Source organism: Vibrio sp. RM-69-4 (assembly GCF_024743775.1).
Taxonomy (GTDB): Bacteria; Pseudomonadota; Gammaproteobacteria; order Enterobacterales; family Vibrionaceae; genus Vibrio; species Vibrio anguillarum.
Window position 1 is genome coordinate 264844 of record NZ_JAMQXI010000036.1, and the last position, 22437, is coordinate 287280.

General features: G+C 47.3%; 15 protein-coding genes. 4 read left to right on the forward strand and 11 right to left on the reverse strand.

Annotation, left to right across the window (positions count from 1 at the left end; translation table 11 throughout):
- Positions 1-3: 3 nt before the first annotated feature.
- Positions 4-663: a ribonuclease T gene (rnt, locus tag NB504_RS05505; protein ID WP_010318472.1), complete on the reverse strand. Its 660-nt coding sequence runs from the start codon at positions 661-663 to the stop codon at positions 4-6.
- A gap of 202 nt (positions 664-865) precedes the next feature.
- Here rnt and motY point away from each other — a divergent pair, with 202 nt between their 5' ends.
- Complete coding sequence (gene motY / locus NB504_RS05510) at positions 866-1747, forward strand: flagellar protein MotY (RefSeq protein ID WP_013857286.1); 882 nt, start codon at positions 866-868, stop codon at positions 1745-1747.
- A gap of 107 nt (positions 1748-1854) precedes the next feature.
- Here the strand turns inward: motY and gloA are convergent, their stop codons facing one another.
- The 10 genes from gloA to fvtA form a co-directional block, all read right to left on the reverse strand.
- Positions 1855-2271 (reverse strand): lactoylglutathione lyase, encoded by a 417-nt coding sequence (gloA, locus tag NB504_RS05515; protein WP_013857285.1) that lies wholly within the window; start codon positions 2269-2271, stop codon positions 1855-1857.
- Positions 2272-2439: 168 nt separating this feature from the next.
- A complete protein-coding gene (nth, locus tag NB504_RS05520; RefSeq protein WP_064624814.1) occupies positions 2440-3075 on the reverse strand; it encodes an endonuclease III in 636 nt (211 codons plus the stop codon).
- A 27-nt stretch (positions 3076-3102) separates the two neighbouring features.
- Complete coding sequence (locus NB504_RS05525) at positions 3103-3795, reverse strand: electron transport complex subunit E (RefSeq protein ID WP_010318468.1); 693 nt, start codon at positions 3793-3795, stop codon at positions 3103-3105.
- Positions 3788-4426: an electron transport complex subunit RsxG gene (gene rsxG / locus NB504_RS05530; RefSeq protein WP_013857283.1), complete on the reverse strand. Its 639-nt coding sequence runs from the start codon at positions 4424-4426 to the stop codon at positions 3788-3790. Before rsxG ends, NB504_RS05525 begins: the two co-directional genes overlap by 8 nt.
- Positions 4427-4434: 8 nt before the next feature.
- Positions 4435-5481, reverse strand: coding sequence for an electron transport complex subunit RsxD (gene rsxD / locus NB504_RS05535; RefSeq protein ID WP_258428432.1), 1047 nt, complete (start codon positions 5479-5481; stop codon positions 4435-4437).
- Positions 5481-7811 carry an electron transport complex subunit RsxC gene (rsxC, locus tag NB504_RS05540; RefSeq protein WP_258428433.1) on the reverse strand — a complete coding sequence of 777 codons (2331 nt, stop codon included), beginning with the start codon at positions 7809-7811 and terminating at the stop codon, positions 5481-5483. The genes rsxD and rsxC overlap by 1 nt, the downstream gene beginning before the upstream one ends.
- An 8-nt stretch (positions 7812-7819) precedes the next feature.
- Entirely contained in the window at positions 7820-8407 is a 588-nt protein-coding gene (rsxB, locus tag NB504_RS05545; protein WP_013857280.1) for an electron transport complex subunit RsxB, read from the reverse strand.
- A 1-nt stretch (position 8408) separates the two neighbouring features.
- A complete protein-coding gene (rsxA, locus tag NB504_RS05550; RefSeq protein WP_010318463.1) occupies positions 8409-8990 on the reverse strand; it encodes an electron transport complex subunit RsxA in 582 nt (193 codons plus the stop codon).
- A 157-nt stretch (positions 8991-9147) separates the two neighbouring features.
- The gene (locus NB504_RS05555) at positions 9148-9855 is read right to left on the reverse strand and encodes a 4'-phosphopantetheinyl transferase (RefSeq protein ID WP_258428434.1); all 708 of its coding nucleotides are present in this window, start codon (positions 9853-9855) and stop codon (positions 9148-9150) included.
- Between the two features lie 139 nt (positions 9856-9994).
- Positions 9995-12070, reverse strand: coding sequence for a TonB-dependent siderophore vanchrobactin receptor FvtA (gene fvtA / locus NB504_RS05560; protein ID WP_258428435.1), 2076 nt, complete (start codon positions 12068-12070; stop codon positions 9995-9997).
- Positions 12071-12234: 164 nt separating this feature from the next.
- Between fvtA and vabH the strand changes: the two genes are divergently transcribed.
- The 3 genes from vabH to vabF all read left to right on the forward strand — a co-directional run bounded on the left by vabH (position 12235) and on the right by vabF (position 22386).
- Entirely contained in the window at positions 12235-13575 is a 1341-nt protein-coding gene (gene vabH / locus NB504_RS05565; protein WP_258428436.1) for a vanchrobactin esterase VabH, read from the forward strand.
- Positions 13576-13596: 21 nt separating this feature from the next.
- Entirely contained in the window at positions 13597-13791 is a 195-nt protein-coding gene (locus NB504_RS05570) for an MbtH family protein (RefSeq protein WP_013857274.1), read from the forward strand.
- Between the two features lie 105 nt (positions 13792-13896).
- Positions 13897-22386: a vanchrobactin non-ribosomal peptide synthetase VabF gene (gene vabF / locus NB504_RS05575; RefSeq protein WP_258428487.1), complete on the forward strand. Its 8490-nt coding sequence runs from the start codon at positions 13897-13899 to the stop codon at positions 22384-22386.
- Positions 22387-22437 lie beyond the last annotated feature (51 nt).

Genomic DNA, 22437 nt, shown 5'->3' on the forward strand with positions numbered 1-22437 from the left:
TGTTTACTTGTTATTGTTTTCTGAAGGTTCAACAAGTGGCCATCCGCCAAGGGCCTTCCATTTGTTGACGATACCGCAAAAAAGTTCGGCTGTTTTTTGCGTATCGTATAGCGCTGAATGCGCTTCTCTATTGTCAAATTCCATCCCAGCGGATTTGCACGCTTTGGCTAAAACGGTTTGGCCATAAGCTAAACCACTTAGCGCGGCGGTATCAAAAGTCGCAAAAGGGTGGAAAGGGACTCGTTTTAGCTTGCAGCGTTCACTGGCTGCCATCACGAAATTCAAGTCAAAGGTAGCATTGTGCGCCACCATGATCGCGCGGCTACAGTCATTGTCGCGTTGCTCTTTTCGGACTAGCTTATAAATTTCTCTGAGTGCTTCGGCCTCGCTGACGGCACCGCGTAATGGGCTAAATGGGTCACGAATGCCATTAAACTCAAGCGCCTCTTTTTCAAGGTTGGCACCTTCAAAAGGCTCAACATGAAAGTGAATCGTCGATGCTGGGTGCAGATCACCTTGTTCATCCATACGCAACGTAATCGCGCAGATTTCTAATAGTGCATCGGTCTTTGCATTGAAACCGGCTGTTTCGACGTCGATGACGACGGGAAAATAACCACGGAAACGCTTTTTCAGTGTCAATGCTTCATTTACTTCAGTCATGCTAGCTCTTGGTTGTGTGACAGGGCTGGCATTATTACAGATTCTTTCTACGATAAAAACCAAACACGTTAATAAATGCAGGTTTCACTATGCGTTGGATAGTGCGGTGATGTGGCTAGATTTTTGCATTAACTTAGTAAATAGAAAGCGAAGCGGCAATTTTCCGCCATCGTTGTAGTATCGCTCGGAGAATAAAATCGTTATGAATAAATGGGTTACTGCCACTATTGTGATGACCAGCATACTGACATCCTTTGCCCCTATGGCGATGGATAAGCGTTATGTGGCAACACCACAGCAGTCTACGTGGCAGATGGTGACGAATACCCCTTTAGAGTGCCGTTTGGTCCATCCGATCCCCAATTACGGTGACGCTGAATTCTCTTCACGTGCGAATAAGAAGATTAACCTCGATTTCGAACTCAAAATGCGTCGTCCAATGGGCGAAACTCGCAATGTAAGTTTAGTGTCATTACCACCGAGTTGGCGTCCGGGTGAGAGTGCAGACCGTATTACCAATTTGCAATTCTTCAAACAGTTCGATGGTTACATCGGTGGTCAAACCGCTTGGAGCCTACTCAGTGAATTGGAAAAAGGACGCTATCCAACCTTTAGCTACCAAGATTGGCAAAGCCGAGATCAGCGCATTGAAGTGGCTCTCTCGTCGGTTCTTTTTCAAGAGAAGTACAACGTGTTTAGCGATTGTGTGAGCAATTTGCTGACGTACAGTTTTGAAGATATCTCATTTACGATTCTGCATTACGACCGCGATAATGTGCAACTCAATAAAGCTTCGCAAAAACGGCTTGCGCAAATTGCTGACTATATTCGCTATAACCAAGATATTGATTTGGTGTTGGTTTCTACCTATACCGACTCTGTTGATAGTCGAGGAGTGAGTCAGGATCTTTCTGAGCGTAGGGCTGAGGTATTAAGAGACTACTTTAAATCACTGGGGTTACCTGAGGATCGCATTCAAGTGCAAGGCTATGGTAAACGTAGGCCGATTGCCGACAACGCATCACCCATTGGCAAAGATAAAAACCGTCGCGTGGTTATTTCACTGGGTCGAACAATTATCTAATAACGTTAGAGTAAAAAAGCAGCCCATTTCAAAGGCTGCTTTTTGTGATGTTATCCGGGAAACCTTACGCATCTAGTTTATATAACTAGCCGATGCCGCAAAGAGACTTATCCTTCTAAACCTGCTGATGCTTGTTTGTTTTGGATAAGTTCAATCATGTAACCATCAGGATCTTTCACAAAAGCGATATGCGTGGTGCCACCTTTTACTGGGCCAGCTTCACGGGTCACATTACCTCCAGCCGCTTTAATCGCGTCACAGGTGGTATACACATCTTCAACACCAATGGCGATGTGGCCAAAAGCATTACCTAGGTCATAGCTTGTGGTGCCCCAGTTATAGGTCAGTTCGATCACCGCACCCTGAGATTCATCGCCATAACCCAGAAATGCCAATGTGTATTTGTATTCTGTATTTTCATTAGTACGAAGCAGTTGCATACCCATGACCTTGGTGTAAAACGCGATCGATTTTTCTAAATCGCCTACGCGTAGCATGGTGTGCAAAATACGACTATTTGACATGTTGAGCTCCTAACTTTCTGATGAAATATCTATCTCCACCCGACCACTGTGGCGATGATGTTGGCTTACGTTCACCCACTCCAATCACAGAGTTTATCTATGTTCAAAGGAATTCGTTTACTTACTGCCTACTTGCAGAGTTGAGTCTTTTGGGGATCTGGTTAAATTTTATAGGTCAGTTTTATCAGAGAATTCGCAAAGATCTTCAATGATACAACTGCCACAACGCGGCTTTCTTGCGACACAGGTGTAGCGACCATGTAAGATCAACCAATGATGAACATCAACTTTGAATTCTTTAGGGACGACTTTGAGCAGCTTTTGTTCCACTTCATCAACGTTTTTACCCACCGCAAACTTGGTTCTATTTGAAACACGGAAAATATGCGTGTCAACGGCGATGGTTGGCCATCCGAAAGCGGTGTTCAATACCACATTGGCCGTTTTTCTGCCAACGCCGGGCAGCGATTCTAATGCTTCACGGCTCTCTGGCACTTCTCCTGCGTATTGATCCAATAATATACGGCAAGTTTTTATGACGTTTTCTGCTTTGGAATTGAATAAACCAATGGTTTTGATGTATTGCTTTAGCCCATCAACGCCAAGATCAAAGATGGCTTGTGGCGTATTAGCAATAGGGTAAAGTTTGTCAGTGGCCTTATTAACGCTGACGTCAGTCGCTTGAGCGGAAAGCAGTACTGAGATCAGTAACTCAAACGGTGTGCTCCATTTAAGCTCGGTTTCTGGCTTCGGGTTATTGGCCCGTAAGCGCTCGAGGATCTCGACTCGTTTGACATTATTCATCGTTTGGAAAACTTCCTTATGATTTCGCTAAGCGTTAGTGACGCGTGCTCGTTCTATGACGGGCTTTTGTTCTTTAGGTTGGCGAGCAGCCAGATTTTTATCGATGATATTTTTAGCTGCAATCAAAAAGCCAACACCAATAAAAGCTCCAGGCGGCAAGAGCGCAAGCAAGAAGCTGTTGTCAAAATGGAAGACCTCAATGCGTAAAATGGTTGCCCAATGACCCAGTAATAAATCAGCACCATCAAACAGTGTGCCATTGCCAATTACTTCACGCAGTGCGCCCAAAATGACCAGAATAGTGGTCATTCCCATTCCCATCCAAAATCCATCTTGTGCTGAAGGCAACACTGCATTTTTTGAGGCAAATGCTTCGGCGCGACCGATGATGATACAGTTGGTCACAATCAGAGGAATGAAGATCCCTAGCGATAGGTACAGGCCGTAAGCGTAGGCATTCATTAACAGTTGTACGCAAGTTACTAGTGCGGCGATGATCATCACAAACACAGGAATACGGACTTCTTTGGGGACATAATCTCGTACTAATGAGATGGTGACATTTGAACAGACGAGAACCAGCAATGTCGCAACGCCTAAACCTAGCGCATTAGTGACAGTGGAAGAAACCGCTAGTAAAGGGCACAGTCCAAGTTGTTGAACGAGCGCAGGGTTGTTGCTCCACATCCCGTTTTTAATCAGTGTCTTATGATCACTCATTGCTGGCTCCTTTACAGTCAAAAGGTTGTGCTAATAGTGCTTCTCGATGTTGATTCACAAACTGAGCGGTATTTTTCACCGCTTTGACGACGGCTCGCGGAGTAATCGTCGCTCCAGTAAACTGATCAAATTGTCCCCCATCTTTGCGCACTTTCCAAGTCTCGATATTTTGCTCAGTGACTTGCTTGCCAGTAAAGCTCAATATCCAATCAGTGACGCGTAAATCTATTTTGTCACCTAACCCCGGTGTTTCTTGATGAGACAGAACGCGAGTCCCTGTGATGGTGCCATCGTGCTTGATGCCAATAATTACCTTGATCGCGCCGTTGTAGCCATCAGGTGCGATGGCTTCAATAGCCAGTCCACTCGGTTCACCGTTTTGTGTGGCAATATAAGCGTGCATAGGTTGGTCTGTACCAAGTGCAGGATCAGTCACCAGTGTACAGGATTTGTACAGTTCGTTGTCGTGCAAACTGTGCGGGATCACTTGGTTTAAAATCGATTGCAGTTGAATCTGCTCTTGCTTGGTTATTTGATCTTTTGTTAGGTATTGGGTCAACGCTACAACACCTGTTGAAGCACAGGCAAAGATAGCGAGAATCAAACCGTTATTGCGAATGGCGGTTAACATAGCGCTCCTTAATGCCCGTAGGTTCGAGGTTTAGTGTAGTAATCAATCAGTGGGACACACATGTTGGCAAGTAATACAGCGAAGGCTACCCCGTCAGGGAAGCCTCCCCAACTGCGGATAATGAAAATCATCATGCCAATAAATGCGCCGTAAATTAAGCGACCTTTGACGGTTGTGGAAGCGGTGACTGGATCGGTTGCGATGAAAAAAGCGCCGAGCATAGTCGCGCCCGAGAGCAAATGAAACAAGGGTGAGGCGGTTGCTCCCGGTTCAATAAGCGCAGTGAAAGCACTTGTCATTACTAAACCACACAGCACCGCAATCGGGATATGCCAGTTGATCACACGTAGTTTGATCAATAATAAGCCGCCAGCTAAATAGGCAAGGTTAACCCATTCCCAGCCAAGCCCAGCTAACCCACTAAATTGAGGCTGGCTCATCGCTTCATGCAGAGTCTCACCGTTATGTAATCCGGTTTTTACGGCGTCCAGCGGGGTGGCCATAGTGACACCATCGATACCCGTTCGGATTTGTTGTAGTGATAAACCTTCTACGTTGAAGCCACTGAAAATAAGTGAAAATGCATCACTAAACGAGATTGGATCAGGGGCTAATTCCGTTGGAGCAATCCAACTGGTAATCTGCACAGGGAAAGAGATAAGCAAAACCACATAAGCAATCATGGCGGGGTTGAATGGGTTTTGTCCTAGTCCGCCGTATAAGTGTTTTGCAATAATGATGGCAAAAATAAGGCCAATAAAGATAACCCACCAAGGGGACATCGGAGGAATGGCAATGGCCAGAAGCCAAGCGGTGACCACGGCGCTGTAATCTTTGATTGCCAACAGTGGTGAGCGCTTACGCAGTAGCATAACGGCAGATTCAAAAGCTAAAGCGATGATGATAGCGAGCATCAGTTGAATGAGAGTACCCCAACCAAAGAAGTAGCTTTGCGCGATAAGCCCCGGTAAGGCGCACAAGGCGACCCACTTCATCAGTTCTGATGTGCTGCGTTTGCTGTGTGCATGGGGGGAGCTGGCAATAAAAAAGGCCACTAATTATTCTCCTCAGAATTATGATTGTTTTTCGCTTGTGCCGTTTGCTGCTCGGCCTTGCGTGCTTTGGCGCGAGCAATGGCGGCAGCGACTGCCGCTTTTTTTGCATCCTCAGGTTGAGCAGGTACAGGTTCAAGCGTTGGCTGAGGTTCACTCGGCGCCGTTTGCTGCTCGGCTTTGCGTGCTTTTGCGCGAGCAATGGCAGCAGCGACTGCTGCTTTTTTTGCATCCTCAGGTTGAGCAGGTACAGGTTCAAGCGTTGGCTGAGGCTCATTCGGAGCCGTTTGCTGCTCTGCCTTGCGTGCTTTCGCGCGGGCAATGGCAGCAGCGACTGCCGCTTTTTTTGCATCCTCAGGTTGAGCAGGTGCAGGTTCAAGTGTTGGCTGAGGCTCACTCGGCGCCGTTTGCTGCTCTGCCTTGCGTGCTTTCGCGCGGGCAATGGTAGCAGCGACTGCCGCTTTTTTTGCATCCTCAGGTTGAGTAGGTGCAGGTTCAAGCGTTGGCTGGGGTTCACTTGGCGCCGTTTGCTGCTCTGCCTTGCGTGCTTTCGCTCGGGCAATGGCAGCCGCGACTGCCGCTTTTTTATCATCACCAGTTTCTGCTGGTGGCGCATCAGCACTGGTTTGCTGCGCTTTTTTCTCGCGAGCTTGACGTTTGCGCTCTTCGCGCAATTTAACCATTTCAGCGTTATCTGGCTCGACTTGACCTGCTTGCAGTGCTTCGGCTTGCTTGGCTTTAGCGCGAGCAATAGCCGCAGCAACGGCGGGTTTGACGGTGCTTGGGTTGTTTTCTGTTTGTGCTTTTTGCGCTTGAACGCGTGCAATGGCCGCTGCAATCGCATCGTCGCCGCCTGTGTGTTTCATCTCTTGACGACGTTCATCGGCTGCTTTTTTGAAACGATTCTCGCGATCGGCTTTATCGCGTTCTAAACGTGCTTTTTTCTCTTCGAAACGTACTCTGGCACGTTCAGCGGCTTCTGATTCTTGCTGGCGAGTTTTTATCTCAGCCTTGGCTTGACGATAGTATTGCACCAATGGAATTTCACTGGGGCAAACATAAGCACAAGCCCCGCACTCAATGCAATCTTTGAGGTTCAGTTCTTCACACTTATCATATTCTTCCGCTTTCGCGTGCCAGAACAGTTGCTGAGGTAATAAGGAGGCCGGGCAGGCTTCCGCGCACTGACCACAGCGAATGCAGGCCATTTCATGTTGTGAAGAGGCAATCTCTTTACGAGTGGGTGCCAGAATGCAGTTGGTGGTTTTGGTGATCGGAACTTGTGAATGAGGCAGGGTGAACCCCATCATCGGGCCGCCCATGATAAGACGCGGTAATTTTTTATCTGCCTTATAGCCAAATTGTTCGAGTAAATATTGTACGGGTGTGCCTAATAAAACCCAGACATTCCGGGGCTGTTTAAACGTATTGCCCGTTAAGGTGACTACGCGGTTAATCAGGGGTTCGCCATCCATGACGGCGCGTTTAATCGCGTAGATAGAGCCAACATTTTGTACCATCAAGCCAATATCGGCTGGAATTTTACCCGCAGGCACTTCTTGGTTGGTCAGCAATTTAATTAACTGCTTTTCACCACCTGAAGGGTATTTGGTTGGGATCACGCGGATCACGATGTCTTTATGTATTGCGGCGGCTTTTAACGCTTGAATTGCTTCTGGTTTGTTATCTTCAATACCGATGATGGTTAATTTGGGCTTAAGAATGTGCTCTACAATACTGATCCCATCGATGATCTCTGCTGCATGGTGCTGCATGAGTACATCATCGGCCGTGATGTAAGGTTCACATTCGGCGGCGTTGATGATCAAAATATCAGTGCGAGCGAGGCCTGATTGCATTTTTTTTGCAGTAGGAAAACCGGCGCCGCCCAACCCAGAGATGCCAGCTTGACGAATGATTTCAATCAATTGCTCTGGGGAGTGTTGTCGATAATCAGCCAGTGGTGCGCGCACTGCCCACTCATCTTGTTGATCAGGCGTGATGACAATACACATTTCACTTAACCCAGAAGGGTGCGCCGTGGTGCGCGGTTCAATGGCGGTAATGATGCCAGAGGTTGAAGCGTGTACAGGCAACATGAAGGTTGAGGTGTATTGTGTTAGTGGTTGGCCTTTGAGTACTTTATCGCCAACGCTGACCAATAAATCACCGGCTCGGCCAATATGCTGTTTGAGTGGCAATACAATTTCTTGCGGTATACCGGCATGAGTCAGTGCCGTTTTATTTGATTGCTGTTTATTTTCTGGCGGGTGAATGCCTCCTGGGAAGTTCCAGAGAGTGCCAGCTTTGATTTGTTCTATTAATGACAACATACCAATCCTTAATTCACGCTTTTCTGCGCACGTGAGGCAGAGTCGGTAACATCAACAACAGGAATCGCGTTCATTTGCCACTTCCAAGTATCGGTCGTAGTTTCTACCGGGATCATTTCAATACAGTCCGTTGGGCAGGGAGCAACACACAGATCACAGCCAGTACATTCTGACTTGATCACGGTATGCAGAGCCTTAGTTCCACCAACAATGGCATCTACGGGACAAGCTTGAATGCATTTTGTACAACCGATGCACATATCTTCATGAATGAAGGCAACGGTTTTGACCTTATTATCAAGATCATGCGCAGATTCTTCGGCTTCAACGCCCATTAAGTCAGCCAATTTTTCAATGGTTGCTTGGCCGCCGGGCGGGCATTTATTGATTTTATCGCCATTGGCAATGGCTTGTGCATAAGGGCGACAGCCCGGATAGCCACATTGACCGCATTGTGTCTGCGGTAAAATCGCATCAATCTGATCGACGATAGGATCGGCTTCTACTTTAAAGCGAATAGAGGCAAAACCTAAGATAGCGCCAAACACAGCGGCCAATGCGACAAGTGCAAGAATAGCGATGAGTATTGTGCTCATATTACAACTTCACCAATCCTGTAAAACCCATGAAGGCGAGTGACATAAGACCTGCGGTTATCATAGCAATTGATGCGCCTTTGAAGGGCGTTGGTACGTCGGCTACGCCGATGCGTTCGCGCATGGAAGCAAACAGAATCAATACCAATGAGAACCCAACCGCGGCCCCAAAACCATAAATAATGGATTGAATGAAGTTATGATTTTCGTTGATGTTGAGAAGCGCAACCCCAAGTACCGCACAGTTGGTGGTGATAAGAGGAAGGAAAATCCCGAGCAGGCGATATAACGTTGGGCTGGTTTTGTGTACCACCATTTCGGTGAATTGAACCACCACGGCGATCACTAAAATAAAGCTCATGGTGCGTAAGTACTCAATACCTAATGGTTTAAGGACATAGCTTTCTACTAAATACGCACACACTGACGCTAGAGTTAGCACGAAAGTCGTCGCTAACCCCATCCCTATTGCTGTTTCTAGTTTTTTTGATACGCCCATGAAAGGACATAGCCCTAGAAACTTTACCAGTACAAAGTTATTGACCAGTACAGTGCCGATTAATAACAAAAAATATTCGGTCATAGTTATATAAGTCTTAAGTTCCGATCTGGTGATTATCGTGCTTTGCCAAGCGAATAACAACCAAGGAAAGATAAGGTTTTATACCTTTGACGGAATTTTGTACGCTGCTGCGCCAGTATTAGGTTGATATGGGGCGTTATAAAGCAGTGTTAGCCGGCTATTTTTTATGTGTCGAAAAATGGGCTTGACTTAAATAACACCAAGTCAGTACATGCTCACTGTCAGGCAATTGGTAACCAACGCTGATTGTGTATGACGGGTTTAAAAAAGGATGAAGATCAGTGTGAATCTGAAAAATGAGTCGTTTGGCGTGTTTGTCAACATGGATCAGTTCTACCACGTGAAAATCAAGAACCTGTTCAACCCATGGATAAATGGCTTTATAAATCGATTCCTTCGCGGAAAAAATCAGCGTAATAAAGCTCGCTAATTGGGCAAAGTGATGAGCAAAAATGTGCTCTGCGGGTGTCATTACTTGCTGGCGAATATCACTGAGCCATTCATCTCGTATGAGTTGTTCAATATCAATACCAAGAGCGGCACACGCTTGAGTCTGGTGAGTGGCGGCTGCGATAGCGTAGCCATGGCAATGGGATATTGAGCCTACGATATTTTGCGGCCAAACCGCTTGATTCCCCTTGCCAATCTCTAACGTTAGCGACTGTGATTGATCCAGTTTGGTTAGGCAGTGTTTTGCACACATCCTGCCAGCTAAAAATTCACAATGGCGTTTTAGCACGGCTTGGTTTAAAGAAGAGGGCAGGGAGATCCCTTGCTCTTCAAGTTTATTTTTGTATTCAGGCAGATACTTCACTTCAAGCTGGTGGTATTGGATGAAAGATGGCCAGTTTGGAATGATGAGCATGCCTATTTTACCTATCGAGTGAGTGAACTTGTTCGATGCGTCGCCTGCGTGGTGACGTTTATCTCAGATTGAGTGAAAAATCACTCCCCCAGTCAAAAACAAAGTGTTGATGTCTAGGAGAGTGAGTCAGAGTTATTAACTAGAACTGGTAATCAGCGACTATGCCAAAGGTGCGTGGACCGCCGACTTCGTAGAGATCACTTTTCTGGCGAATCACGTACTCTTCATCAGTGACGTTTTTCACGTAAGCGCGAATCGTCAAATCGTTGAGAGTGTAACCTGCATTCAGATTGAACACGGTGTAATCGCCAGCCGTTTTACTCTCTGTGTTGGCTAAATCGGTATAGTAATCGGAAACGTGGTTAACACGAGCACCAAAAAATAGACCAGAATCTAAGTGTTGAGTAAAGCCCGCACCTGCAGACAGTTTAGGAGCGTAACTGAACTCATTGCCTGAGAGATTGGTAGAGGTACCGGTTGGTCCTTCGCTGATGTCTGTTTTAAGAAGACCGACAAACGCAAACAGGTCGAGCCCAGAATCAAACCAGTAAGAGGCTTCAACTTCCGTACCGTAAGTTTTCCCTTTCGGTATATTGGTGATATAGGTGTCGAAGCGTTTTCCGCTCTCACCAGAGACCGAAGTTTGATAATTTTTGTAGTCGTTGTAGAACAGGTTAGCGGTCAGATCCAGCTTGTCATCCAGGAAGCTTGAACGAGAACTTAGCTCGTAGCTCCAGACTTTTTCTTGTTCAAAAACAAAAACTTCTTCTTTGTACTCGTTATAGCCTAATCCACCGGCATTGTAGCCTTTACGGGCCGTAAGACCGAGGGTGGAGTGATCTGAGACATCAAGTAATAGACCAATCTTAGGCAATAGGATGCCGTCATCTTCATCGGCTTTAAAATCGAGTGGTAGGGTAGCGTGATCGAAATCTCGCTTCAGTTCATCTCTTTCATAACGTGCACCTAATAATAGCTGCCAGCGATTATCCAAACGAATTCTTGAGTCAAAGTAGATTGAGTTGGTTAAAACTTCATCTTTACGTTTTAATGAATCTGTTTCGGTGTATTGATCTTTGAAGAAGCTGGCTAGGCCTAGAATCGCATTGTACTTTTCATCAAGTGATTGATATGTAAGCTTTGCTTCTGCGGTGTAGTTATCTTCATCCACATCACCATACCAATTAGTATCAGGATAAGCTTTGAACTTGGTGGTGTAGTTACGATGGGCGACTAAAATATCCGTTGTCAGTTCATCATTAATCACATAATTGACGTCTAGGTTGATATTCCAGCTTTTGGTTTCTTGGCGACGCGTGCCACTTTTGCTATGCAGTTCAAGTGTACCCGGCTTGGTAACGAAGTTGGTATATTGCCCCTCTTCATTACGGCTACCAACCGTTAGCTTGGCTGTTAGCTTGTCATTTCCTTGAGGTTTCCACAATAATTTACCACGGACATTATAGGATTCGAGCTCGGAAGGATCCCAAGGGTACTGATCGCCGTTAGGCAGAGAGTAATCGATAGGGGTATTGCCTTTGGTGCCTTCGGCGGCAAGACGAAACGCTAAAGTATCTTCAACCAGAGGTGCCGACACGACCCCTGCGAGATGATATTTACTGTCTTCATTTTCATAACCAGCGCGAACTTTACCCTCACGGTGGAACGTTGGATCCTTAGTTTTGATCACAACCGCACCAGCAATACTATTGCGGCCTTGGTTGGTGGATTGCGGCCCTTTATAGACTTCCACTTGTTCTGTATCCCACAGTCCAGCTTTACCAAACGCTTCTCCAGACCAAGATTCAGACACGCCGTCTACCGTGGTATTGACGCGAGGTGTTGCGCCTGTCATGAAGGTCAGAAAACCTTCGCCAGGGCCACGTCCATCGACCCCACGAATGTGTGGAATGCCCGAAGGTGCATTGAGTACGTTGGGTACGCGGTCGAGCAGATCGTAGTAATCTCGGCTTTCACCATCATCCACTTCATCGGTGAATAGGGTGAGCGAACTGGTGTTTTCGGCCAGTGTTCCTCCCAATTTCTCACCCACCACAACCACAGTATCTTGCTTTTTCTGTGGCTCTTTTTTTTCGAGCTGTTCCGCGACAACATTTGCGCTAGTACTCACGCAGAGGATGCCAATCAGTGTGGCGAGTTGAGTCTTATTGATATTTCTGACTGCCTTACCGTTATTCATATCCATGGGCTTCATGACCTAAAAGTTCCTTAATAGAAAAAATGATGTTGCTGCAACCATTATCGAATCAACTGTTGCTGGTTGTAATGTTAATGATAATTGTTATTATTTGCAATATCATCAATGCAGTTTTATGCTACTTAGTTTCTATGTTTCAAAAATACTAGGCTTGATATGGGGTGGTTTTAGTAATGGTTGTTAATCAGGAGAGCTCACAAGAGAGGGCTGAGCTCAATGGGGTGTTGGCCCGTTTTATTCAAGAGGGCGGCTCTATTGGTGACGAGCCTTGGTGGGCACATGTGCAATCGATCGGCATGCCTTATGTGATTGAAATAAATGGCGAATATGCAAAGGTTCTTTTTTTATGGCGTGGGCCGGAGCCGAGTGTGGCCGCAAATCAAGCGATCTACGTTGATATTAATGGTGTCACCGATCATCACAGTTTTTCGATGGCGAAGTTTACTCATATCGATAATACCGATGTGTGGTTTTATATCGATAGCGTCAAACAGAGTTGGCGAGGAGGTTACTCTTTTATTCCTGTCCCAGAAGCGTTAGTGCAGCCGAGTTACCAAGGTTCATACGATGCAATGCGCCACCAACATCGGCAATGGCTACGCTCCATTTTTCCACTGAGTTGCGCTGATCCACTGGCTCAAAATGATTTGTCAAAATGCGAGTGGGGGCGCGCGAAAACACCTTGTCATATGCCTAAAGCGCTTACGCAAACAGAGTGGCTCGGTTTCGATTCAGCGCAAGGTCAGTGCTTCAAAAGTGCTGATTCGACCTTTACTTGGCGCAGCACTTTGCTCGGTACATCGCGCGAGATTTGGCTTTATTCGACTGCGCAAAGACCCACCACTGAGCCGTTACCCTTGGTGTTGATGCTGGATGGCCGTTTTTGGTCTCAATCGATGCCGGTTTATGAGGCTCTTTCACAGGCGACCCACAGTGGAAAGCTTCCAGCGGCGCTCTATGTGTTGATTGATGAAATTAGCGCTCAACAACGCAGTGATGATCTCAGCTGTAATCCGCTGTTTTGGCAAGCCGTGCAGGAGGAGTTACTCCCCTCGATTAACGAGCGCGTCAGAGTAACCCGCGATGCAGACCAAACGGTGATCGTAGGCCAGAGTTTAGGAGGCTTAGCGGCAATGTACGCGGCATTACACTGGCCGCAGCGATTCGGTTCTGTGGTTTGTCAATCGGGTTCATTTTGGTGGCCCGATTTCTCGATCGTTAAACCCCCCAGTGAATATTGTCCACCGAAAAGCGACTCGCGATTAAGCAAAATGAGCCAAGAGGTACATCAAGGTTTAGGTGCCAATTCACGTCTTGCGCTTTTCCTCGAAGTGGGTAGCGGCGAAGACATCATGATCGATTTAAGTCGAGATCTATACCAACAGTTGGCTTCACAACAGCATCGGATTCAATTTCGTCTGTTTGACGGCGGTCACGATCGACTCTGTTGGCGCGGCGGGATCATCGATGGCTTGTCATATGTTTTAGAACCTTATCTTTAATTTTCATCGGTAGAGAGAAATATGTCAGAAAAATACACCAACCCTTTTGATGAATCTAAGCATCAATTTTTAGTGCTGATCAATTCGCATAATCAATACAGTTTATGGCCAGAATTCAAAGCCATTCCCGCTGGTTGGCAAGCCATCCTTGGACCGAGGTCAAAACAAGAGTGTTGCAACTACATCGAAGCTCAGTGGTTAGATATTCGAGCTTAAACCAAACGAGTTTTGACTCCTGCAATAGCGGCGCTGTTCATTCATGCTTGTTAAGCGGGGTAACAAAAAGGGACATAGGCAATGACTTTTGTTAGGAATAAAGAGATGCACAACTCATCAGTGCAAGAGGATCAGTGGCCTCTTATCGGCACACAGCAAGGTATTTGGTTTGCCGAGCAGATGATGCCCAATCCAGAGCAATTTAATGTTGCCCACTACGTGGTGATTCAAGGTCAAATCGATATTGAGTTATTTTCAAACGCGGTAGCCATCGGCTTGCAAGGCGTTGATTCCCTTCACTGCCATTATTTAGAGAGCGATGGCAGCGTGAGGCAGCAGTTTTATCCAGCGGATGAAGAAGGGCAGTGGCTTGAGATTCTCGACTTTTCACAAGCCGCCTTGCCAGAAGAGTCGGCTCGGGAGTGGATGAAGCACGATCTTACGCAGCGGTTGGACATTTCATCAAGAAAGAGGCGTTTCCGACACTGTTTAATTGATGTTGGTTCAAGCAATGCACCGCAATGGTTTTGGTATCAACGTTACCATCATATTGACGTGGATGGGTTCAGCGTGAATACCATCAGTCAATACATCTGCCAACTTTATAACCATTGGCGGATTGGTGCTGCGAAACCTCAAGAGTTCAGCGCTTTTAGTGATGTAATTCAAGAATATCAGCAATTTTTAGACTCAGCAGCGCGCCAGCAGGCGTACGACTTTTGGCAAACGCAAGCGGCTCATTTACCCAATGTTATTTCGCTCACCACAGGTAGTGCAGCCAATACATCATCGAGCACGATCACTCACACCGTGCCATTAATCGGTGGAGAGTGGTTAACTCGCTATAGTCCACAGTTGTTACCCGCCGAGCTTGCGATGGCGATGGTATTTGCTTATCTCCATTTACATTCTGGGCAAGAGCAAGTGTGTGTCGGTGTCCCCTTTATGCGCCGAATGGGCAATGCCGCCACTTGTGCCGCTGGTGCGGTAGTGAATGTACTGCCGGTGGCGCTGTCACTTCATCCACAAATGAGCATTATTGATGTGGCGCGAGAGATGAATAAAACCATCCGCCAAGTTCGTCGCCACCAGATGTATGACGCTGAGCAGATCCAGCGTGATTTGGGATTAGTAGGCCAGCCGCTCTATGGCCCGATACTTAACTTTAAACCCTTTGAAGCTGCACTGAGTTTATCTGGCGTAGAGACTGAGACACATATCCTCTCGGCAGGTCCGATTGATGAGATTGAATTTTCGCCAGTGCTCGATGGTCAGACATTGAGTGTTAATATCACGGCCAACAGCACCAAATATAGCCAAGAGTCATTAGAACTTCATGCCGCTCGTTTCGTTGCGATGGTAGAGCAGATTGCCAACCATCCAACACAGCCACTTGATTTGGTAGAGTTAATCCCGCCGAGCGAGAAGCAGCAGATTGCTTTGTGGTCGGTGGGGCCACAACATGAACATGGAACAGAGCAAACCGTGCTGGATGTATGGCAGCAGACTGTTGAGAGCAAGCCAAACGAAGATGCCTTGGTGTTTAAACAGCAGCGTTGGACATTTGATGCCTTCAATCACCTTATTGAAACTCGAGCGGATCAACTGATTACCGCGGGCTTGCGCCAAGGCGATATTGCAGGTGTCGCGTTACGACGTGGGCCTGAAAGCGTCGTGACTATGCTAGCCATTTTGCGAGCGGGTGCGATTTACCTGCCTATCGATCTTGATTATCCCATAGAACGTATTGAATCGATTGTTGAACAAGCACGTCCTTGGTGCTTAGTTGTGGAGGAGAATGAGCAAAACATGGCTTATTCATCGATAAGCTACGTTCCTAGGTTTATTGCTCTTCCTGAATTGGCTCGCATTCACACAGCGCCACAACCCAAACCGACGATCAGCCACGGCGATGTGGCTTATATCATCTTTACTTCTGGGTCGACTGGCCAGCCTAAAGGGGTCATGAACACACATGGAGCGCTGTTGAATTTACTGCGCTCTCATCAAGGTTCGATTTTTTCTGCGGCCATCAGCAAACTGGCGACACGTCGTCAGTTGCCAGAACAAGCTATTACTATTCGTGCGGCGCATACGACGTCATTCTCCTTCGATGCTTCTTGGGAGCAAGTACTCTGGATGTTGTCTGGCCATACTATGTATTTGTATGACGATGAACAACGGAAAGACGCCTACGAACTGGTTCAGTGTGTTGCTGAAGATAATATCGATTCTCTTGATTTACCGCCTTTACTGTTTGATCAAATGCTCGATAGTGGATTAATGACGAGTGCTCACGTGCCGACGTTAGTTTTGATTGGTAGTGAAGCCATACCACAAAAGCTTTGGTCACGTGTGAGTGAGTTTCCCGAACTGCTGGTGGAAAATTTTTATGGACCAACCGAATTTACGGTTGATGCGATCAGCGCTTCGCTTGATGCAGATGCATCGCCTGTCATTGGTCGACCCATTGCCGGTGCTTGTGTTTACGTGCTTGATGAAAATTTAGAGCCTGTCGCTATTGGTGAGGTGGGTGAGCTTTATTTATCGGGTGCGGGGTTAGCAAAGGGCTACCTCAACCAGCCAAGTATGACAGCAGAACGTTTTGTGGCGAACCCCTTTGCGTATGGCAAGATAATGTACCGCACTGGTGATTTGGTGAAGTGGCGAGACAATGGGCTACTGGATTTTGTTGGCCGGTGTGATCACCAAATCAAAATTCGCGGTTTTCGTATTGAATTGGGCGATGTAGAAAGCGCTATTAATGCGATTGATGGTGTTAATACGACGGTAGTCGTGGCAGAGCCTGTTGGCGATACTCATCGTTTATTGGCTTACTGTACTTTAGAGAAAGGGACTCAGGATGAGTCAGTTCAACCCGTGTTCACAGAGCAAAGACTGCAAAGTCTTATCGCACAGGCGCTGCCTGACTATATGCAGCCAGCCAATGTGATGATCTTGGATGCTTTCTCTTTGAATGTGAATGGGAAAATCGATAGAAAAGCGCTCCCTAAGTACTCGGCAGGCACGCGTAGCGAACGCGTGGCCCCAATAACCCAACCAGAGCAGCTGTTATGTGATGCGATCACCGAGCTACTCGGTGTCAGTGACGTAGGAATGTCAGATGACTTCTTTAACCTAGGCGGGGACAGTATTTCGGCAATGAGCCTTGGGACGCGATTGCGAACGGCGGGCTATGATCTACGACCCAAAGCTATTTTTGCAGCCCGTCAACTGGGTATGATGGCGGGCCAAATGGTGCCACTACAGCAACAGCAGCGCGAGAAACAAGAAGGCATTATTCGGCCTCTACCTATGTGGCAATGGTTTGAGGAGACATTTTCTAATACAACCAGTTATGTGCAAAGTGTGCTTGTTGAGGTGGAAAGCGAAACCCAATTAGCGCACTTGCAAGCCAGTTTAGTGCAACTGGTCGCCAACCATTCCGTATGTCGCTTGGTCCAAAAAGAACAGCAATACCATATTGAGGCGCTGCAAAATCTTGATGTAAAAAACTGGGTTGAATCGGTTTCGGTTGAGAGGCTAGATGGCCCCGTGTTGGACAGTCTGTTTAGCCAGCGCAGTCAGTCGATGTCAATATCATCGGGTCAGCTATTACGCTTGGTGATGATAACGGAGCGCAGTGGGCGTAAAAGTCTCATGATCCTTGCTCACCATTTCCTTATCGATGGTGTCTCTTGGCGAATATTGCTTCCGCAGTTGCAGGCATTAACTCAAGCACAAGTCACAGGTGAAGTGGCGGTGATTTCTGAGGAGGTTACCGGTATCCATTGTTGGTCAAAAGCGCTGTATCAACATTTAGCGGTCGCTGCTGCGCAAATGCCATTTTGGCGAGCGCAGGCACAGCGTGCTGTTGCTCCCATCAAGGATCCTGTCGATAAAATACGCATGACGCATTGGCGTACGCCACTCTCTCATGCCGTTACGCAGCCGTTATTGGAATTACCCACACACCAGACGAATCTCGATATTGAAGAGATGCTATTAGCCGCGGTCACGGGGGCGATCGCAAGACTTTATGGGTGTGAAGAGATTAAAGTGAACGTCGAATCTCATGGCCGTGAAGAGTGTAAAGAGGGGATCGATCTCAATCAAACCCTAGGGTGGTTTACCACCGAATATCCGTTGATCATTAGCGTGCCAAAGCAGGGTGATTACCGCGAGCGGTTACGTGAAGTGAAGCAAAGTAAGCGCAGTGTGAAAGATAAAGGGCTAGGTTATATGGTGCTGCGCTATCTTGATAATCCGTATCGAGATGAGTTACGCACGTTGGCGAATACACGCCAACCGTCATTGCTGTTTAATTACCTTGGCCGTTTCCAAAGCAGCGATGGTCAGTGGTCACCACAGCAATATAGTGGGCAGTTTGCCGATACATTTGCCGTCACCTTAAACAGTGAACGGGCTTTGCAGCATCCCTTAGAACTAAATATTTTCGTCGAAGAATCGGCAACGCCACGATTGGTGCTCAACTGGTCTTGGAATGCTCACCTGTTCAGCCAACAGGAAATGGTGTCGCTGAGCCAACAGATTGAAAGTGAGCTGCTCAAAATACAGCAAGCGCTACAAGTTGGCGATAGTGCTGAGTTGGACCTCTCTGTACCTGCTGACTATACCGAGCCGGGAATCACACTGCGACAAGCGAGCCTATTGCAACACCACTATGGCAAGTTAGCGGATGTACTGCCAGCATTGCCTTTGCAAGAAGGATTACTGTTCCAATCTCAATTAGGGGATAAAAATAGCAGTTATAACTCCACCACGCGTCTTACCTTCCAAGGTCAACTGTCTGAGCATTGCGTGAGCGAAGCGCTTAATGCGGTGATTAGGCGTCATCCGCAGTTGCTCGCTCGATTTGATAGTTCGATATTAGGGCGCACTGTACAGGTGATGACGCAGGTTAACCCAAGCTGGCCACTGACACGTTATGACATAACAAATATGAGTGGTGATGAGCAAAGCGCGTTGATTGATCAGTTAGAGAAGCAAGAGCTAAGCCGCCAGTTTGACCTTAACGATCCTACCCACAGCTTATTGCAGGCCCAGTTGATTTTTCATGGTGATCAGCAAAGCACACTGCTCCTTTCAGCACATCATCTGGTAGTCGATGGCTGGTCAACGCCGATTTTATTGAATGATTTTCTTAGTGCATACGCCCAAGGGGGCTCGAACTTACCTCCTGTAACCGTCGGCTATGCTCATGTTGTGAGCCAGCTAACGCAGCGTGATAAAACCGTTGCGACCGAGCTTTGGCGCAAAGTATTAGCTGATGTCCAGCCGAGTATGGCTTTTGATGATATTCCACTTAGCGAGGAAGTTAACGAGCATCAGTTATGGCTATCAAAGCATAAAACGGATCAGTTAAATCAGTGTTTACGACATCATGGCTTAACCATGAGCACCTTAATGCAAGGCCTTTGGGCGAGTATTCTCGCCAGCATGACGGGCCGTGAAGAGGTGGTTTTTGGTACGCCAATCTCTGGTCGGTTCAGCCGTATTGCCGGTATTGATGAACAGATAGGGTTATTCAGTAATACCGTGCCTGTCCGTGTGACACTGCAACCTCACCTTAGTTTGAGTGAGCAATTAAAAGCGCACCAAGCGATCCAAATCCAATTACTGGAGCACGATGAACTTGGCTTGGGTGAGATCCAGCAACTGGTGGGTGGAAAAACACTCTTTGATACCTTGCTGGTGGTCGAAAACTATCCAGATCATAGCCGTTGGTACCAGCAAGATTTTAGCGGCGCGAAATTAATGGCTATCCACAATCGTGGCTATACCCATTATCCATTAACCATTCTCGTCTTACCGGGAGAGCAACTGCATATCCTGTTTGAATATCGAGACCGAGTCGGCGTAGCAAAACAGATCGTACAACGATTTGAGCAAATGCTGGATGAGTTTATGGTGTCGAGTGATAAGCCTTTCGCTGAATGGGATCTGCGGTTAAGTGGCGAAATTGAATTGCAGCAACGCGTCAACCAGACCAAAACCGCCGTTGAACGCACGACACTGCGTGATTTGATGATCACGCAGCAACAACGTTCTCCACATCAGTTGGCTTTAATTGATAGTGAGCACCGTTTTACCTATCAAGCACTGGCTGAGCAGGTGGGCGCTATTGCCGATTTGCTGCTTCAGCAAAGTGTTAAGGCCGGGGATATTGTTGCAGTTGCCTTGCCACGCAGCACAACCTTGAGCTTGGCGATCTACAGTATTATTGAATGCGGTGCGGCTTATTTACCGTTGGATGTTGGTTATCCAGATGAGCGCTTGGCCTACATGATCAATGATGCTAAGCCTGCGCTGATCATCACTTGCTCTTCATTCACCTCACGTTTTGAAGGTTTAGCGGCGCTATTGTTGTTGGATAAGTTACCAGCCCCCGTGCGCGCAGAAGAGCGGCAGAACCGCGCAGATGGGCTTACCCCCTCAAATGCGGCCTACTTGCTTTACACTTCGGGTTCAACGGGTAACCCCAAAGGGGTGTTGGTTTCTCATCAAGCGATTGTCAACCGATTGAAGTGGATGCAGCACCAATATCCCTTGAGCTCTGAGGATGTGGTATTGCAAAAAACGCCGTGCAGTTTTGATGTCTCCGTGTGGGAGTTTTTCTGGCCCTTACTGGAAGGGGCGAGCTTAGTGATGGCTCCGGCTGAAGCGCATAAAGACCCTGAATGGTTATTGCAAATAATTGACGATTATCACGTGACCACGATGCACTTTGTACCTTCAATGCTGGCAGCTTTCATGGCCTCAATTGAAGCAACTCACCCAACGGGTTTCACCGTAGCACCAAGCCTCAAGCAAGTATTTTGCTCAGGTGAAGCGCTTGCGAAAGAGCTCTGCCATCAGTACGCACGTAGAATTAATGCACCGCTGCATAACTTGTACGGCCCGACGGAAGCGGCGGTTGACGTGACTTACTATCCAGCTTACGGCGAGGCATTAAACGCAAGCGTTGGCCGTAGTGCACCGATTGGTTTACCGGTATGGAACACCCAAGTTTATGTGCTCGATAGCTTTTTAAGAGCGGTACCAATCGGTGTGCCGGGCGAGCTCTATCTTGCTGGCGAGCAATTAGCCATCGGTTACTTTAATCGCAGTGCGTTAACGGCGGATCGGTTTATCGCCAATCCGTTTACTTGTGGCGAGCGAATGTACCGCACTGGTGATGTTGTACGTTGGTTAGCGTGTGGCTCGATTGAGTATTTAGGACGCAGTGATGATCAGATAAAAATTCGCGGGCAGCGTGTGGAACTGGGTGAAATTGAAAGCGCATTACAGGCACTTCCTGCGGTAAAACAAGCGGTGGTCTGTGCTCAGACGCTCTCTACTCATTCAGGTATGTTAGGCGCTGATGAACGGCAAATTATCGGTTACGTCATCGCGCATGATATGAGCGTAACGAATGGCGAGAAGCTACGCGCTGAACTTTCCGAACATTTACCAGCCCATATGGTTCCCGCGGCTATCGTGTTACTGGATCACTATCCGCTGAGCGCCAACGGTAAGCTAGATAAAAAAGCATTACCGCGGCCAAATGACGTCGCAGTACGGGTAGGGCGCAAGGCTCATCCGGGCCTTGAAACACAATTGGTGACGCTATTTGCTCAAGTATTGGCTGTCGAAACACTGTTTGCTGATGATGACTTCTTTACGCTCGGCGGGCATTCACTGCTGGCGATGAAACTAGCGGCAGATATTCGAAGAGCGCTAAACCTACCTGTCACAGTGGGTCAAATCATGGTCAATCCTACGGTGGAGAAACTGGCGAGTTTGCTGCTAGATGACGATGCTTTTAACGACCCAACCTTAGCTGGTTTTGGCGAAGTGCTGCCTATCCGTGCCGGAAGTGGCCCAGCACTTTTTTGCGTCAACTCTGCTTCTGGCTTTGCTTGGCAATACACAGGGCTACCTAAATATCTGACAGGACATTATCCCATTTATGGTTTGCAATCACCTCGGCCCGGCGGAGCGATGGCGACCAGTGAAACGATGGAAGAAGTGTGTGATCGTTTATTACCCGTCTTAAGAGAGATACAGCCATTTGGACCTTATCATCTATTAGGCTATTCATTTGGCGGGATTGTGGCACAAAAATTGGGCGCGAAACTTCAACAACAAGGTGAAGAGGTGCACTTTTTAGGGTTACTGGATACCTATCCACCGGAAGGTCAGAACTGGGATGGCCCGATGGATGAAGAAGAGCAGTACGAAATTGAGCGTGAAAAAGAGCAGTTTCTGGTCATCAATGAGCTAACCGACATTGAATTAGATGAGCAACGTTTGGCGATGTTCAATGAGATTACCGCTAACTATGAAGATGCGGTACGTCTACTTGCACAGGCACAAACGTCTGATTATCAAGGTCCGGCCCACCTTTTCGTGGCGCAGCGCACGGTGCCAGATGGTTATGATATTGATGCTCATTGGCAATCTTTTGTCGGCCAGTTGATTAAACATCAGTTTGATTGTTCACATGAAGATATCTTGGCCCCAGAAAATGTACGCCAGATTGGCGAATGTTTAAATACGCTGCTGGAGTCGAAGGCTGCACTGAAAAAATAACAAAAACCACCATCGACGAAACCAGTGCGTATCAAGGCTGGTTTCGTCTTA